This window comes from Bacteroides acidifaciens (assembly GCF_903181435.1).
In the GTDB taxonomy this organism is placed as follows: domain Bacteria; phylum Bacteroidota; class Bacteroidia; order Bacteroidales; family Bacteroidaceae; genus Bacteroides.
Genome location: NZ_CAEUHO010000001.1, coordinates 172,166 through 189,075, shown reverse-complemented (window position 1 = coordinate 189,075; position 16,910 = coordinate 172,166). Strand labels below are relative to the sequence as shown.

The window sequence follows — 16,910 nt, the reverse complement described above, 5'->3', positions numbered from 1 at the left end:
AAAAAGTACATACCTTTGCAGCGTTTTAATAAAGCAATTGATTGTATTACGTTTTTAAAAAGCAAAGAAAATGAAAAAATTAGTTTTGATGGCCGTAGCTATCGTAGCAGTATCATTCGCATCTTGTGGTAACAAAGCAGCTGACGCAGCAAAAGCAACTGCAGATTCTATCCGTATCGCTGACTCAATCGCAGCAGTAGAAGCAGCAGCTCTTGAAGCAGAAAAGGCAGCAGCAGATACTACAGCAACTGATAGCGTAGCAGTAGAAGTAACTGAAACTGTAGCTGAATAATATTCACTAACAGCTTGAGAGAATTGAAAGTCTGACATGCACAAAGCATGCACAGACTTTTTTTATGCCTTATTGTTAGCTGTTTATACTATTGGAAACAGACATTATTTGGAATAGGAGCTTTTCACAAAAGGAGCATCCAATAAATAACCCAGACTCACTTCTACACTCTCTTCTACCGGGATACTATATTTCTCGATTTCAGCAACAAGATAGTTCACCCCTGCCGTCTTTGCATTATTAAAAATTGCATCGAAACCTACCATTCCACTTTGACCGATTTCCCTGTGGTCTTTGATATGGAATATCTTGAACCTGCCCGGATATTTATTAAAATAATCAACCGGACTGTTTTGTCCGCGAACCACCCAGTAAACATCCATCTGGAAGAAAACGTATTCGGGATTCGTATGTTCCAGCATATAGTCATACATCACATTACCTTCCACTTTTTGGAATTCATGAGCATGATTATGATAACCAAACTGCAAGCCTTGCTGCTTACAACGTCTGCCTATTTCATTGTAATAAGCACAGTAAGTTTCCAAATCCTTCAGTGTTTTAAGAACATCCATCCAGGGAGCTACGATATATTTCATACCTGCTGCCTTATGGTCTGCAATACACTGGTCCCACCATTCCAGTGATTTTGAATAATCACCGGAAGCCAATTCTTCCTTCGACAATCCACGTGTACAATGCGAAGACAAGACTTTCATTCCAGTCGACTCGATATCTTTCTTGAATTGCCGGGGAGTTCTATCGTAAAATTTACCATTATTATAATTGGCCGCTTCAACACCGGTATAACCCATTTTTGCCAATTTCTCGAGAATAGCGGTATAAGCCGGATCACACTTACCGTCCTTATTGTCCACCTTATTCAATATATCTCTAACAGAATAGAGCTGAATAGCTACTTCTTTCTTTGCCTTTTTAGCTTTTTTCTTCGTCTGTGCGATCATCGTAACCGGAATCATGAGAAGAACGACCAAAGCACATAAATAAATTCGGGTTCTCATATAATAGATATCAGGAGTTATAAAATATACAGCTTCCACAAGTAAACAAAATCCTCATTTACCTGTGAAAGCTGTGGTTAGTTAGTGAAGTCAGTCTAAAATCTTCACACGGATATTGCGGAACCAAACATCATCACCATGATCTTGCAATCCGATAAATCCTTCATGGTTTTCGCCACCGCAATTGTTCAGCAATTCAAATGCCAAAGGCCATTTATCTTCGCTAAACTTGCTTGCCTGCAACATATCTGTCCACTGTTTTGTCCACAGGTGATATTCCAACACGTTTTCATCGTTTTGTCCGTGAACAACCGTGCCTTTATAAACCATAATCTTCGCTTTATTCCATTCACCGAACGGTTTAGAGTTTTGAGGAACAGCCGGAATCATGTCATACAGAGAAGCTGACTGACGGTTACCATCCTTACCCAATTTTGCATCCGGATGATTAGCATTGTCCAACACCTGATATTCGGGTGCGGAAATATAAATAGGTTCAAGCACATCATTACCGTCTTTATCTTTCGATGTAACTTCCTGAGCTAAATAGAAGATACCGGAGTTGCCACCTTTAGAAACTTTCCACTCCATCTCCAGTTCGAAGTTTTTAAACTTGTGAGCAAAAATCAGGTCGCCACCGTCACCGTCCTGTGCTTCACCGCCACCGGTTCCGTTGAATTTGATGCAACTATCTTCGATTGTCCACTTGGAAGGAACACGATCCTTACCATAACCACGCCATCCGTTGAACGTTTCACCGTCGAAGATAGTAATGTAACCATCCTTATCAACTGGTAAATTCAAGCTGTCTGCTTCCACTGCTTTCAATGATTTTGAATAAGACAATGCAACCTTGTCTGATGTCTGCTCGCCTTGAGCATTTCCGGCTTTCTGACCACCACAAGAAGTGAAAACTCCCGCAACCAGGCAACAAGCCAAAGGATAAAATACTTTTTTCATGATATTATTCTGTTATTTGATTAAGTTATTCTTCTTATCTTGGCATATCAGGCAGTCTCCAGCCTTCACGATAGTTGTGTTTCACCAGTTCGGCTGCGAATTGTTTCGCATTCACCGGCTCTGTCCAAGTCTTGTCGAAAGTAGGATGACCGTCATGAATCTTGAAGCCATCTTTTATACAAGTCCGGATAGTTTCATTATCACCGATGTTGGTAAAACACATATTAGCACCGTCCCATTCCAAAGTCTTGTTCAAAGCTTGCAAACGGATAGCCAATACTCCCATTACTACCATTTCATTCATTGGTCCTGCTTCGGAGAAGTCAGATTTAGTCATGATGCGACTTGACTTGTCTTCTTTACAAGCACGTACCCAGTCCATTTCGTGACCGCCATTCATAGCATTAGGCACACGGCGGCAAACTTTCGGAGCATTTGGTTTACGACCGGAAAGCAACCAGGGGTTCCGTCCGTAACATCCGCAAATCAAAGTATCTTTCGTTCCGTGGAAAATAGTCAAGCCACCGCCACTCTGCATCAATTGTTTACCTTGCGGGAATCCTTTCGGACGTTCAGGCATCATACCGCCGTCATACCAATGGATTTCAACTTCCGGCATCGCCACTTTCGGCATATTGTCACGGGCAGGGAAAATCATTTTCACATGCTGAGCCTGCGGAGCACAAGCACTCAACAACAACGTAGAAGAACCTTCTACCTTAGTAGGATAACCCAGTTTCAAGGCCCTGAACGGTTGATGCAGGATATGACAAGCCATGTCACCCAACGCGCCTGTTCCATAATCCCACCATCCGCGCCAATTCCAAGGATGATAAATCTCATTATACGGATTCAACTTAGCCGGGCCGGTAAACAAATCCCAATTCAATGTACTAGGGATACGGTCAGCCTTTTCAGGAGCATTTAACCCTTGCGGCCAGATAGGACGGTCGGTAGCACATTCCACCTTAGTCACTTCACCTATTTCACCGTTCCATATCCATTCACAAACCAAATCCGTACCTTCGTCGGAGGCTCCCTGATTACCCATCTGAGTGGCAACACCGGTTGAAGCAGCCAACTTAGTCAACAAACGAGACTCATAAACAGAGTGAGTCAACGGTTTCTGGCAAAATACGTGCTTACCTATTGTCATCGCATCAGCAGTGATAATAGCATGAGTATGGTCGGCAGTAGCGATAATTACTCCATCGATAGATTTGCCCATTTCATCGTACATCTTACGATAATCCCAATATTTCTTCGCTTTCGGGAATTCGTCAAACACACCTTTTGCATATTTCCAGTCCACATCGCAAAGAGCCACAATGTTTTCCGTGCCCTTCACTTTATTGATATTGGCATGTCCCATGCCGCCAATACCCACAGCAGCAAGATTTAATTTATCACTGGGAGCCACATGCCCATGGCTCATTCCTAAAATAGAACTCGGAGCGATAGTAATGCCTGCCAAGGCCATAGCGCCCGTTTTGAGAAAATCTCTCCTCGAAATGTCTGACATAATTATTTGTTTTAAGGGTTCGTTATTTGTGGAAGATTACTATGCAGCAACCCATATCCATTTTTCATATTTCTTCTCCGTTCACGGATTTGTTCCAACGTGCGCAGGTTACCGATAGCCGGCAGGTCGTGGGCACGCGTATCTTTCAAGAACGTCCATGCATATTCGGACGCAATAGCTGAATCACGCATTAACGGCAAACGGGGGTTACGTTGTCCGGTTAGTACCGAATCCGCAAACCAGTCACATAGTACGTCTATATTCTTCCCACCAAAAGGTTTCTCCACTCGAAGCGTCTGATTCACCCCGTGCAAATCGACAACAGCAGTATTAAAATCATGCGTCATGCGCACCACCCCTTTCGTTCCGATTATATCTACGTATGAATTATGTGTCTGATCTTTAGATAGCTGTCCATACACAAAGCCTTGGGTAATGTCAAAGACTACGCCATTTTGAAAAGTACCGTGGCATTGCACCCACCAAGGGTCTTTATAGTTCCACATATTCACCCCTTGGGCATTCCATGTCCGATAATCGCAACCGGCATACCAACGGGTTATGTCTACATAATGCATTCCACAGTCATGAAAAGCAGGACCTTCATATTCATGACCTTCGCCCGGTGCCAGTCCGGGAGTCATATGACAAATACGAATAATAGCCAATTCTCCTATTTCGCCCTCTTGGATATATTCTTTCATCAGATTATGATACCAAGAATTGCGCAGATATAAGTTCACGGTAGAAATAAGATTTGAGCTTTCCGTCATTTCCACAACCTTCCACTCATTCTCTATTGTATCTGCGACGGGTTTTTCTGAAATAATATGTTTTCCGTAACGAATCGCTTTTTCTATTTGTCCCATTCGCGAATCCGCCAAAGTGAAAAGTCCGACAACTTGCACACTTTCATCCTCAAAAATACATTGATTGTCTTCTACTATACGAGATTCCGGAGATAGTTCCTTAGCCAACTGACGAGATTCCGGATTAGTATCACAAATATAAGCAATATCCCATCGCCCACTTTTTCGCATTGCTTCCCAATAGAATCGTCCCATTCTACCAAAACCGATGATACCGACCTTAACTTTTGTGTCTACTGAAGATTGCGTGTCCATAAAACATAGTGAATTTAAGTACAAAAAATCGATAGGTTATCAATTCTTGCCATCTGGCAGATAAACCGAAAACCGATATTGCAAAACTAGCCAAATAAACAACGTTTTATTCGGCTTGGACAACTTTATGTAGATAAGAAATAAGATTAAATAACTATATAATAAATATTTAGTTATTTAGAAAGGTCTAAAAAATGTAGATGATTTGGAATCTTTTTTTTCTTTATAACAGTAATTATTTCTCTTGAGTTGAATTTATTTTCATAATTTCATTCTCAAATTCATCCCTGTCGACTGCCGCCTTATTTCTCATTCGTGTGCGATAGTTATAAACTGTACTTGTAGAGCACCGGAGAAAGTTAGCAATCTTACCACTGTCCGTGATTCCCAATCGCAACAGGGCATAAATACGAAGTTCCCTATTCAACAATGCATCCGGTTTCAGAACAATTTGCTCACTTTCTTTCAATAAAGCATTAAAATCTGCGACAAAAGTAGGATATAACCCTAAAAAGACTTTATCAAAACGGGCATACAAAGCGGTCAGTTCTTCATCGACAAGCGCGGAAGATTTCAATTTCTTAATTAATTCATCGTAGTATTTATTGATCGCATACTTATACAGTACATTCTGATATTTCTCCATCTTACTGATATAGCTAAAACACACATCAAAGAATTCAGCAATATAGTGTTCTTTCACATTGCTAATCTCATACAACTGATTATTTGTATCATTCAGTTGATTATTAATATTGTTCAGCTTGTCATTCAGCCTTAAAAGCTCCTGATTACTTTGTGCCAATGCCCGCTTAATCTTCAATATCTTCTTCATCTGAATATAGATACATATCACCAATAAGACTAAAAGAAATAGGATAATACTCGTAGAAATAAGAAAAGTGGTCAGATTTGATCTAGATCTAGACTGCTCTGTCTGATAAGCAGTATTAATGATAGAATTGAACTTATAAATTTCAATTGCCCTGAAATGAATTCCCGAAGAAATGACATCATCAATAGCAGACTGGGTAAATTTAAAAGCATCTGCCAATTTCTTCTCTTCATAGTGTATCAATGCGAGATTTTGTAAAGAAGCATTCTCTCTCGTGGCATTCCGTATATCGGCAATAGCTGATAATATCAAGTATTTCTTTTCCTCATCATATTTTTTTTGATGTCTGCACAACCTGGAGTATAAATGAGTAATCATAGCATAGTTAGGTGTTCCCACCTCTTCAATCTCCAACAGTTCCTTAAAAATCTCTTTCGACCTCAAGGTATCTCTCCATATATAATAAGACGCTCGAGACATTTTATAACTTAAAGAGGTATGATTGATGAGAGCAATCAGTGAATCCTGATAAGCCGCCTGCTGTTGTCCGTAAATATTATTAGCAACCGAAATAGAATAATGTCCCCAAAAACTTGAATAAGTTTCATAGTAAGCAACCAACAAATCTTTAGGTAGTGAGGAAGAGTCTATACCTTTTAGTATTATTTCCGCCTCTCTAAATCTGCCACACATTGAATACAGAAGGCTCAAATGTAAAGACGACTGAGTCGTCAAATAAGATTTATTCAGCTTACGGGAGATTTCAATATTATCTTCTACAAAATGAATAGCGGAATCGATATGAAACTTCTTATATTCGTCATATAAACGAAGATTGATTTTATATTTTCCTTCAAGCGTCAAACCGGGACTTTTCAACATACACTTTATCCTGTTGATTCTGTCCTCTTTTTTTTGAACAAAAATGTGTTTTTCATCTATCACCCTACGCAAAGAGTCGGTCAGTAGTTTCAATTCATTATTTGCATAGAGAGTACTGCCAATCCCAAAAGTAATCAGCAGAAACCAAAACCTCTTCTTCAGAAAACAACATTTGAGTTTCATAATATTAACAAGGAAAACAAAAAAAGCGATTTATTCATTAGAACAAATCGCTTTTTATATATTGAAGTAAATTTGCTCTTATTCAGCAACTACCTCGAAAGGAATTTCTACCGAAACTTCCTTGTGAAGTTTAACTATAGCTTTGTAGTTACCAACTTCTTTCACAGCGTCTTTTACAACGATGATCTTTCTGTCAATTTCGTGACCCAATTTAGCCAATGCTTCAGCAATCTGAATATTACCAACAGAACCGAAGATAGTACCGGTTGAGCTAACTTTAGTTGCAATAGTCAAAGTAACGCCTTCCAACTTAGCAGCAACAGCTTCAGCATCTTTCTTGATTTTCTCAAGTTTGTGAGCACGTTGCTTCAGTTCTTCAGCCAACATTTTCTTTGCAGAAGGAGAAGCGATAACAGCTTTTCCAGTCGGGATCAGATAATTACGACCGTATCCGGATTTCACGTTTACGATATCGTTCTTATAACCCAAGTTTACTATGTCTTCTTTTAAAATAATTTCCATACCTTTCCTCCTTCTTATTTCATCATGTCAGTTACATAAGGCAGTAATGCCAAGTGACGAGCTCTCTTCACAGCCTGCGCGATACGACGTTGGAACTTCAAAGAAGTACCTGTGATGCGACGCGGAAGGATCTTTCCTTGTTCATTCAAGAATTTCTTCAAGAATTCAGGATCTTTGTAGTCAATGTAACGAATACCGCTCTTTTTGAAACGGCAGTATTTTTTCTTCTTAACGTCTACTGACGGCGGAGTTAAATATCTGATTTCTGATTGAACTTGTTGTGCCATGATTAATCCTCCTTTTTGTTTGATTTAACACTTCTTCTCTTAGCAGCATACTCTGCAGCATACTTATCCATCTTGAAAGTCAAGAAACGGATAACGCGTTCATCACGACGGAAATTTATTTCCAACTTGTCAATTACAGTAGGTTCTGCATTGAACTCAATCAGTTGATAGAAACCTGTAGACTTTTTCTGAATTGGATAAGCCAATTTCTTCAGTCCCCAGTTTTCCTCATTGATAATCTCAGCACCTTCAGCTTGAAGAATACCCTTGAATTTTTCTACCGCTTCCTTCATCTGAACATCAGACAAAACGGGAGTTAAAATGAAAACGGTTTCGTATTGATTCATACTTCGTTTAATTAAATAAATAAATCTTTGATTTTTAAATGCGGGTGCAAAGTTAGGCAATTTATTTTGAACTACAAATATTTAATCTTTTTTTATATCCTAATGTAGGAATTATCAGCGAAGTGGTTTAACTTTGCAAAGTTGTTTAAACAATAATTTCATGATAGAGCAATTCAACTTCGACATCCGGCTTATTTTTGCCATATTGAATGGCAAGGTTTCTGCGGCAATCAACCGTAAACTGTACCGTAACTTCCGTCTGAATGGTCTGGAAATCAGTCCCGAGCAATGGACCGTACTCATTTTTCTATGGGAAAAAGACGGTGTTACACAACAAGAGTTGTGTAATGCAACTTTCAAGGACAAGCCCAGCATGACCCGTTTGATTGACAATATGGAACGGCAGCATCTTGTAGTACGCATCTCCGATAAGAAAGACCGCCGTACCAATCTGATCCATCTCACCAAAGACGGAAAAGAGCTGGAAGAAAAAGCGCGTATCATTGCCGGGCAGACGTTGAAGGAAGCGCTTCACGGCATTACCCTCGAAGAATTGAGCATCGGGCAGGAAGTATTGAAAAAGGTATTCTTCAACACGAAGGATTAAGCAGAGAAACAGCCCTTTAAATCATAAAATCCACTAAATCCTATCTTTATAATGGATTTTTTATTTAAATAATTTCGCCCGTTAAAGAATTATGCTTTAATTTGTGACTGGAATATAATAATCTATTAAAATACACACACATGAAAGGTTTATTAAAGAACTTGGGATTGATCTTAATCTTGGTCGGAGTAGTTATCCTGCTGGGTTGTTCCTTTACAGGCAATGTAAACAACAACGCTATTTTGGGTACCTCGGTAGTACTGGTAGTACTGGGACTCATTTCTTATATCATTATCAATAAGAAGATCGCTGATTAATTTCTTAGAAATTAATAAAAATCCCGGAAACGAATGTTTCCGGGATTTTTTATTTGTGGTTACTGAATGTAATCGCATTAAGATTCAACTTCCGGCGTAATCAACTTATAGCCTTTTCCATGGATGTTGATAATTTCGATAGAGTCGTCCTCTTTCAGGTGCTTACGCAGTTTCGTGATATACACGTCCATACTGCGGGCATTGAAATAGTTATCATCAATCCAGATAGTCTTCAGCGCAAAGTCACGTTGCAGGATTTCATTGGCGTGAGCGCAAAGCAATCCGAGCAATTCGGATTCTTTGGTGGTCAGCTTAGTCTGTTTGCCTTCCGAAGCCAAAATTTGTTTCTGAGTATCGAAGGTAAACTTACCGATCTTATAGATATTACTTTCTTTGTTCTTCTTTCCGCGAACACGTCTCAAGATTGCTTCAATTCTGAACGTCAATTCTTCCATGCTGAACGGTTTGGTAATATAATCATCCGCACCAATCTTAAATCCTTCCAGAATATCTTCTTTCAGCGTTTTTGCAGTCAGGAAGATAATAGGAATTTCAGCATTCGCTGCACGGACATCCTGTGCCAGTGTGAAGCCATCTTTCTTAGGCATCATTACGTCAAACACGCACAAGTCATATTTATTCTTCAAGAAAGCCTTATAACCGGCTTCGCCATCAGGAAATAACTCAGCAGAATAACCTTTTGCCTGTAAATATTCTCTTAAAAGCATGCCAAGATTTTCGTCATCCTCGCATAATAAAATACGCAGTTTCTCGTCCATATCAATTATTTTTTAATAAAGGTAATGCAATAATAAATTTAGTTCCCACGTTCAGGTCGCTTTCCGCCCGGATGGTTCCCTTATGTTCGACGATAATCTTCTTCACATAAGCCAATCCCAGCCCAAAGCCCTTCACATCGTGCAGATTACCCGTATGCACACGATAGAACTTTTCAAATATCTTTTTCAGGTTTTCCTTCTTGATACCGATACCGTTGTCTTGTATCGAAATCATCAGCTTACCCGACTCATTCCATGTTCTCACTTTCAACTCCAAATCCTCTTCCGGCTTCTTATATTTCACCGCGTTATCCATCAGATTAAAGATTACATTTGTGATATGCATCTCATCTGCAAATATAACAGGATCAGTGGCCTCAAGGTTCGATGTTATCTTACCATTATATCGTTCTACTTTCAGCGTAAAGGTATTGATAACTCCTGTTATCAGCTCATTCGCATCAATCTCCTTCATCTTCAACGTCGACTTCTGACGATCGAACATCGACATCTGGAGCACCTTTTCCACCTGGAAGCGCAAGCGCTTGGTTTCATCATTAATCACTCCCGATATATGCTGGAACATCTGCGGGGATTTTCCCACCGCGGGGTCTTTCAGCATCTGCGCCGCCAATGAAATGGTGGATATCGGCGTTTTAAATTCGTGCGTCATATTGTTGATAAAGTCATTCTTCATTTCCGTCAACTTCTTCTGACGGAATACGATATAAATCGTAAAGATGAATGTCACTAACAATACCATTGTAAATATCAACGACGGAATCATGAAGCTGATCGAATCAAAAAGATAATCCCTTCTTCCCGGAAAATGCACCTTCAATACGCTCATCTTTGCAGGCGGGTCGTTCTTGAACAATGCCTGCTGATAGAACTCGTCACTTCCCTTTCCGTCATAATCCGCACAACGGTAGACTTCCCGTCCGTCCTTATCAATCACCATAAAGTGAAAAGGTAAGTCTATACCATTATTATATAGGTTCGATTTCAGATAACCGTTCAAGTCCCCAAAACGTACCCTATCTCCAATCGACTTGTCACTTGCCCGATAAATCATCTGCCAAACCACTTCATTCAGCAATTCGCGTTGATACATATATCGGTTTTTGATAGCCTCTATCAGTGAACGCGAAGTTTCCGGAATCGTTTTTGTCCCCCTGTAAGGAGAAATCATAGCCTTCGGAAGTTCGGATGGTTTGGTTGTCATCACCTTCAACTCAAAATCCGTATATACCTTTCCATCTTTCGACTTCATCGTAAACCGCTGTGTCTGCTGAACCAAGTCATTCTGCTGCAATGAAGCATTGTTCTCAATCAGAGCTTTTCTCTCAGCTTCAGAAACATCTTCAATCAACCAACGTTGCGTTTCCGCATATTCCACATCCTTTGAAACTTGATCCAGGCTATTGCGTACAGCCGAATCAAACTGTTCCTTCCGGGTTTTCATCATTTCCTCTATATAACTGACCTGTAAATACAGCAAACTGAGGAAAGAAAGCCCCATTACAATACCTAATATCCAAATTGTTGACTTCTTCATAGCAACAAAATTAACACTCCCTAATTAACACTCCTAATCCATTAACTTGATTTAACCGGAACTTCCCGGAAATTAACCGAAAGGAGATATTAAGGTCGTATTCTGATTACTACAACAATATAAACCCTCCTTTGGTTTGCAAATTTAATAAAAAATTAAATCTTCTCCTTGCGTTTCTCCATCTTTATTAATCATAGTTAAACAAAAATCGCCCTCTTTTACTTAAAAAAGAAGGCGATTTTAACACTATTAAGAGGATTATGAATTATTCTTCGGTTTGTTTAGCCTCGAAATCTTTAATTAGCTTATCCTGAACATCCGTCGGAACAAGCTCATAACTAGAGAATTTCATGATGAATGAAGCACGTCCGCCTGTCAACGAACTAAGTGCCGTTGAGTAAGAGGACATTTCCTTCAAAGGTACTTTAGCAACCAGCTTCTCGAAGCCCTTCTCACTACTCATACCCATAATCATGGCACGGCGTCCCTGAAGGTCACCCATCACATCTCCCATCCTGTCGGACGGCACGAACACTTCCACATCATAAATCGGTTCCAGAATCTTCGGCCCTGCATTCTTGAACGCTTCGCTAAAAGCATTACGTCCGGCAAGCATAAAGGAGATTTCATTAGAATCTACCGGGTGCATCTTGCCATCATAAACAATGACACGCACATCACGGGCATACGAACCGGTCAACGGCCCCTGCTCCATACGAGACATAATACCTTTCATAATAGCAGGCAGGAAACGGGCGTCAATAGAACCGCCTACAATACTATTGATAAATACAAGTTTTCCCCCCCATTCCAATGGAATTTCTTCCGTACCTCTTACGGTAATCTTAAATTCCTGTCCGTTGAACTTGTAAGTTTCGGGTACAGGCATACCTTCTTTATAAGGCTCTACAATCAGATGAACCTCACCAAATTGACCGGCACCACCGGATTGTTTCTTATGACGATAGTCCGCACGAGACGGTTTCGTGATTGTCTCACGATACGGAATCTTCGGTTCTTCGTATTTTATCTGGAGCTTTTCATTGTTTTCCAGACGCCATTTCAATGTACGAAGATGGAATTCACCCTGTCCGTGCACCAAAGTCTGTTTCAATTCCTTTGATTGTTCGATTACCCACGTCGGGTCTTCTTCACGCATGCGGTTCAAGATGGTCATCATCTTTTCCACATCCGCCTCATTCACCGGTTTGATGGCACGGGTATATTTGGAATTCGGATATTTGATAAAGTTGAATTTATAATCGCAATCCTTGCCATTCAGTGTATTACCGGTCTTCACATCTTTCAGTTTCACGGCAGCGCCAATATCACCGGCCTGCAATTCTTCTACTTTCACACGGTTGCCACCGGCCACCACATAAATCTGCGCAATACGTTCTTTCGAACCACGGTCAGCGTTCAGCAAATCATCGCCTTCATGGACTTTGCCGCTCATTACCTTAAAATAAGAGACTTCACCGATATGCGGTTCTACGCTTGTCTTGAAAAAATAAAGGGATTCGGGTCCGTTCGAATCAGGAGCCACTTCTTTACCTTCCGTATTCTCTACCTTCGGCATTTCTGAAACAAAAGGAACTACATTACCCAAAAATTCCATCAAGCGACGGACACCCATGTCTTTACCGCCACAAACGCAAAATACGGGAAACATTCCTCTAGCAATCAACCCTTTGCGGATACCTTCACGCATTTCGTCTTCCGAAAGAGATTCCTGCTCGAAGAATTTTTCCATCAGACCTTCGTCATTTTCGGCTGCGGCTTCTACCAATGCCTTATGCATTTCCATCGCCTTGTCCATTTCTTCTGCCGGAATATCTTCAATCATCGGGGCACCGCCTTCAGGTTTCCATGAATATTTCTTCATCAACAGTACGTCAATCAAAGCATTAAAGCCTGGCCCTGTACTAATAGGATATTGGATAGGAACAACTTTAGAACCATAAGCTTCTTTCAGTTGCTCAAGGATATTATCATAGTCGCATTTTTCATTATCAAGCTGGTTGACTAGAAAAATAACTGGCTTATTCAATTTTTCTGTATATCGGAAATGATTTTGCGTACCGACTTCGACGCCATATTGGCCATTGAGAAGAATAATTGCTGTGTCGGTCACATTTAATGCAGTTACTGTACTGCCTACGAAGTCGTCCGAACCCGGACAGTCAATGATATTAAGCTTTTTATTGTTCCATTCTACATGGAGAACGGTGGAGAAAACGGAGTAACCATACTCTTGTTCAACAGGGAAATAATCACTAACAGTGTTTTTAGCGGCAACAGAACCGCGACGTTTTATAACACCACTCTCGAAAAGCATCGCTTCCACGAGAGTGGTTTTCCCAGAGCCAGAACTTCCCAACAAGGCTATGTTCTTGATTTCATTAGTCTGATATACTTTCATAATATATAAGATTTTAGTAATTACTCAGTATGTTTCTCACATACCATTAATTTTGTGATGCGCAAATTAGGGATTAATTGGGGGAAAAGCAACATTTGAGGTAGTGTTACTAAACAATGTTATGTAACACATCTTTATCATGAACAATTCTGCTTAATATAAGCTTGTTTTCCTGTTAGAAACAGACAAGCCATCTATCGCTTATTCGGAAATAATTCATTGCCTGCCGAATTATCGTTCAACAGTTGTAGAACGATAGTTCAACATCTGCAGGGCGTTCGTTCAACAACTGTAGGACGATAACCGGATAGCATATACGGGAATAGTTGTTGAATGAAATAAAATTTGTTTTATACAGCCACGTACACTGTTTTGTGTTAAGAGAAAACAAATCTTTGATATATTATCCGATAATAGTCTTACTTTTGCATCCACAAAACTCAAACAGCATAGCTATGGCAGGTATCTATCTTCATATTCCTTTCTGCAAGACCCGTTGCATCTATTGCGATTTCTACTCAACTACACGCAGCGAACTGAAATCACGCTACGTACAGGCACTTTGCCGAGAATTGGAAATACGGAAAGAATATTTGAAAGGAGAAAACATAGAAACCGTTTACTTCGGTGGCGGGACTCCGTCGCAATTGGAAGAAGGAGATTTCAGACAACTATTCGAAACCATACAAAAGTGCTATGGAATGGAATCTTGCCGCGAAATCACTCTGGAAGCCAATCCGGACGACTTATCAAAGGAATATCTGCAAATGTTGTCTACTCTCCCATTCAACCGCCTCAGTATGGGAATACAGACTTTCGATGACACTACCCTCAAATTACTGAAACGCCGCCATGATGCCCGAACCGCCATCGAAGCCGTCGGCAGATGCCGGCAAGCCGGATTCAGCAATATCAGCATCGACCTTATATATGGACTGCCGGGAGAAACGAAAGAGCGTTGGGAGAGCGATCTCCGGCAGGCTATCGACCTGAATGTGGAGCATATCTCTGCCTATCACTTGATTTACGAAGAAGATACACCTATATATAAGATGTTGAAGCAGCACCAGGTATCCGAAGTAGACGAAGATTCCAGCCTGGAGTTTTTTACGTTGCTGATAGAGCGTCTGCAAAAAGCAGGATTCGAGCATTATGAAATCTCTAATTTCTGCCGTCCCGGCAAATACTCCCGCCACAACACTTCGTATTGGAAAGGGATACCCTACCTTGGCTGCGGACCATCAGCACACTCTTTCGACGGAATGACACGGGAATGGAATGTTTCATCCATTGACCTATATATAAAAGGTATAGAGGAGAACCGACGCGCTTTCGATATCGAGCAACTGGATCAAGCCACCCGTTACAATGAATTTATCATCACTACCATACGCACAGTGTGGGGCACTCCCATAGAAAAGCTAAAGCAGACATTTGGCAATGAACTATGGGAGTACTGCCGGAAGATGGCCGCGCCCTATCTGGAAAATGGAAAACTGGAAGAGCACGAGGGCGCTTTGCGCCTGACTCGTGAAGGTATTTTCATTTCCGACAGTATAATGAGTGATTTGCTTTGGGTGGATTAATAATACTTATTTTACTCCCCAAGAAGACTCAAAACATACATTTTCAATTATCTTTGCAACCAAAAAGATATACTGACTATGTTTATTATCATCGGAATCATGCTGACAGGGATGTTTACAGGCTATCTCCTACGCAGCAAACGGTTGACATGGATACACAAAATAATTACTTTTCTGATATGGACGCTGCTATTCCTGCTCGGAATTGATGTAGGCGGAAACGAAACGATCATCAAAGGACTGCCTACTCTCGGACTGGAAGCTGTCATCATCACTCTAGCCGCTGTCATAGGAAGTACCCTATGCGCATGGGGGCTATGGTACTTGTTATATATAAGGAATAAAGGAAAGGAGACAGAAGCATGAAAGGCAGCCTGATTATTGTTTCTTTCTTCATTATCGGTACTCTCTGCGGAGTTTATCATCTCATTCCATATGATTTCACCGACAGTAAACTCAGTTATTATGCCCTCTGCGGACTGATGTTCTGTGTAGGGATTAGTATCGGCAACGACCCGAACACGCTAAAAAGTTTCCGTTCACTGAATCCCCGACTTGTATTTCTTTCTATCATGACAATACTCGGTACATTAGCAGGATGTGCGGTAGCCGGAACTTTTATGAGCCAACGGGGTGCTGTGGATTGTATGGCTGTAGGAGCAGGATTCGGTTATTATTCGCTCTCCAGTATTTTTATCACCGAATACAAAGGCCCGGAACTGGGAACTATCGCATTACTTTCAAATATCATGCGCGAAATTATAGCTCTGCTGTGTGCTCCATTGCTAGTGAAGTATTTCGGGAAGTTAGCTCCTATCTCTGTGGGAGGAGCTACAACTATGGATACCACTCTTCCTATCATTACCCGATACTCAGGAAAGGAATTTGTAATCATTTCCATCTTTCACGGCTTTGTTGTCGATTTCAGTGTTCCGTTTCTGGTCACGTTCCTTTGCTCAATATCATTTTAATAGCAATAAATCCTAAAATAAAGCAATTATCCATCATCGTTTCCGCACACGTATTACAAAAACATTTCATAAAGAATCATTTTTGTATCAAAAAGCATACTTCCTCTTGATTTACATCAAGAAATCAACCTAAATAGATTCTTTTCTCTTTCTTTGTTTTTGTGTTATAAAACATATTTCTACATTTGCATAGGTAAAAAGAAAAAACTAAGCGCTTAGACAGTATTTTCAATAGGTATTAGATTTGTTTTTAGGAATAGTTTTTAGGTATAACAATTAAAAAGTAGGTATTATGAAACGTATAGGATTAACATTAGTGGCAGCACTCTGTCTGACTGCTACGACTTTTGCAGCAGGAAATCAGCCTACAACTGCAAAATGGGAAGGTAACATCAACGTAAGTAAATTAGGTAAATATTTGAATTTAAATTCCGTTCAGAGCGAAGAAGTGGCAAACATTTGCGATTACTTCTCTACACAGATGTCAAAAGCCTCAACAGCGAAGAAAGATAAAGAAGCAAAATTACGTAACGCTGTTTATGGTAACTTGAAACTGATGAGAAAGACACTAAGCGCAGAACAGTATGCCAAATATGCTGCCTTGATGAACATTACCTTGATGAACAAAGGTATTGAACTGAATAAGTAAAAACGATTAATACACAAGAGAGAGAAAAAGGGTGGAAGCTGATAA

18 protein-coding genes are annotated in these 16,910 nt (G+C 40.3%); 7 read left to right on the top strand and 11 right to left on the bottom strand.

The features are described 5' to 3' along the window. Positions 1 to 70: 70 nt before the first annotated feature. Entirely contained in the window at positions 71 to 292 is a 222-nt protein-coding gene (locus tag CLIN57ABFB40_RS00755; protein WP_175628468.1) for a hypothetical protein, read from the top strand. Between the two features lie 104 nt (positions 293 to 396). Here CLIN57ABFB40_RS00755 and CLIN57ABFB40_RS00750 read toward each other — a convergent pair whose 3' ends face one another. From CLIN57ABFB40_RS00750 to rpsF, 8 genes are all read right to left on the bottom strand, one after another. Further along, a complete protein-coding gene (locus CLIN57ABFB40_RS00750) occupies positions 397 to 1,314 on the bottom strand; it encodes a sugar phosphate isomerase/epimerase family protein (RefSeq protein ID WP_175628467.1) in 918 nt (305 codons plus the stop codon). A gap of 90 nt (positions 1,315 to 1,404) precedes the next feature. Further along, positions 1,405 to 2,274, bottom strand: coding sequence for a DUF1080 domain-containing protein (locus CLIN57ABFB40_RS00745; protein ID WP_175628466.1), 870 nt, complete (start codon positions 2,272 to 2,274; stop codon positions 1,405 to 1,407). A 34-nt stretch (positions 2,275 to 2,308) separates the two neighbouring features. Continuing rightward, positions 2,309 to 3,796 (bottom strand): Gfo/Idh/MocA family oxidoreductase, encoded by a 1,488-nt coding sequence (locus tag CLIN57ABFB40_RS00740; RefSeq protein WP_175628465.1) that lies wholly within the window; start codon positions 3,794 to 3,796, stop codon positions 2,309 to 2,311. Positions 3,797 to 3,807: 11 nt separating this feature from the next. After that, the gene (locus CLIN57ABFB40_RS00735; protein ID WP_175628464.1) at positions 3,808 to 4,920 is read right to left on the bottom strand and encodes a Gfo/Idh/MocA family protein; all 1,113 of its coding nucleotides are present in this window, start codon (positions 4,918 to 4,920) and stop codon (positions 3,808 to 3,810) included. Positions 4,921 to 5,155: 235 nt separating this feature from the next. Beyond that, positions 5,156 to 6,820, bottom strand: a complete 1,665-nt coding sequence (locus CLIN57ABFB40_RS00730) for a DUF6377 domain-containing protein (RefSeq protein ID WP_175628463.1) — start codon at positions 6,818 to 6,820, stop codon at positions 5,156 to 5,158. A gap of 78 nt (positions 6,821 to 6,898) precedes the next feature. Beyond that, positions 6,899 to 7,342, bottom strand: a complete 444-nt coding sequence (rplI, locus tag CLIN57ABFB40_RS00725) for a 50S ribosomal protein L9 (RefSeq protein WP_175628462.1) — start codon at positions 7,340 to 7,342, stop codon at positions 6,899 to 6,901. A gap of 14 nt (positions 7,343 to 7,356) precedes the next feature. Next, entirely contained in the window at positions 7,357 to 7,629 is a 273-nt protein-coding gene (gene rpsR, locus CLIN57ABFB40_RS00720) for a 30S ribosomal protein S18 (protein ID WP_002562536.1), read from the bottom strand. A 2-nt stretch (positions 7,630 to 7,631) separates the two neighbouring features. After that, positions 7,632 to 7,976: a 30S ribosomal protein S6 gene (rpsF, locus tag CLIN57ABFB40_RS00715; RefSeq protein ID WP_024987198.1), complete on the bottom strand. Its 345-nt coding sequence runs from the start codon at positions 7,974 to 7,976 to the stop codon at positions 7,632 to 7,634. Between the two features lie 160 nt (positions 7,977 to 8,136). Here rpsF and CLIN57ABFB40_RS00710 point away from each other — a divergent pair, with 160 nt between their 5' ends. Together CLIN57ABFB40_RS00710 and CLIN57ABFB40_RS00705 are read left to right on the top strand one after the other, a co-directional pair. Then, on the top strand, positions 8,137 to 8,583 hold the full coding sequence (locus CLIN57ABFB40_RS00710; protein ID WP_024987199.1) for a MarR family winged helix-turn-helix transcriptional regulator: 447 nt from the start codon (positions 8,137 to 8,139) through the stop codon (positions 8,581 to 8,583). Positions 8,584 to 8,723: 140 nt separating this feature from the next. After that, positions 8,724 to 8,900: a hypothetical protein gene (locus CLIN57ABFB40_RS00705; RefSeq protein ID WP_172503733.1), complete on the top strand. Its 177-nt coding sequence runs from the start codon at positions 8,724 to 8,726 to the stop codon at positions 8,898 to 8,900. Between the two features lie 77 nt (positions 8,901 to 8,977). Here CLIN57ABFB40_RS00705 and CLIN57ABFB40_RS00700 read toward each other — a convergent pair whose 3' ends face one another. The 3 genes from CLIN57ABFB40_RS00700 to CLIN57ABFB40_RS00690 form a co-directional block, all read right to left on the bottom strand. Beyond that, the gene (locus CLIN57ABFB40_RS00700) at positions 8,978 to 9,679 is read right to left on the bottom strand and encodes a response regulator transcription factor (protein ID WP_024987200.1); all 702 of its coding nucleotides are present in this window, start codon (positions 9,677 to 9,679) and stop codon (positions 8,978 to 8,980) included. 1 nt (position 9,680) lies between these two features. Continuing rightward, positions 9,681 to 11,237: a sensor histidine kinase gene (locus CLIN57ABFB40_RS00695; RefSeq protein WP_175628461.1), complete on the bottom strand. Its 1,557-nt coding sequence runs from the start codon at positions 11,235 to 11,237 to the stop codon at positions 9,681 to 9,683. A 265-nt stretch (positions 11,238 to 11,502) separates the two neighbouring features. Next, the gene (locus CLIN57ABFB40_RS00690; protein ID WP_175628460.1) at positions 11,503 to 13,659 is read right to left on the bottom strand and encodes an elongation factor G; all 2,157 of its coding nucleotides are present in this window, start codon (positions 13,657 to 13,659) and stop codon (positions 11,503 to 11,505) included. Between the two features lie 455 nt (positions 13,660 to 14,114). Here CLIN57ABFB40_RS00690 and hemW point away from each other — a divergent pair, with 455 nt between their 5' ends. The 4 genes from hemW (at position 14,115) to CLIN57ABFB40_RS00670 (ending at position 16,865) form a co-directional block, all read left to right on the top strand. Beyond that, positions 14,115 to 15,245 carry a radical SAM family heme chaperone HemW gene (hemW, locus tag CLIN57ABFB40_RS00685; RefSeq protein WP_175628459.1) on the top strand — a complete coding sequence of 377 codons (1,131 nt, stop codon included), beginning with the start codon at positions 14,115 to 14,117 and terminating at the stop codon, positions 15,243 to 15,245. A gap of 78 nt (positions 15,246 to 15,323) precedes the next feature. Beyond that, positions 15,324 to 15,611, top strand: coding sequence for a LysO family transporter (locus CLIN57ABFB40_RS00680; RefSeq protein ID WP_175628458.1), 288 nt, complete (start codon positions 15,324 to 15,326; stop codon positions 15,609 to 15,611). Further along, positions 15,608 to 16,216, top strand: coding sequence for a lysine exporter LysO family protein (locus CLIN57ABFB40_RS00675; protein ID WP_175628457.1), 609 nt, complete (start codon positions 15,608 to 15,610; stop codon positions 16,214 to 16,216). The genes CLIN57ABFB40_RS00680 and CLIN57ABFB40_RS00675 overlap by 4 nt, the downstream gene beginning before the upstream one ends. Positions 16,217 to 16,508: 292 nt before the next feature. Beyond that, positions 16,509 to 16,865, top strand: a complete 357-nt coding sequence (locus CLIN57ABFB40_RS00670; RefSeq protein ID WP_175628456.1) for a hypothetical protein — start codon at positions 16,509 to 16,511, stop codon at positions 16,863 to 16,865. Positions 16,866 to 16,910: the final 45 nt, after the last annotated feature.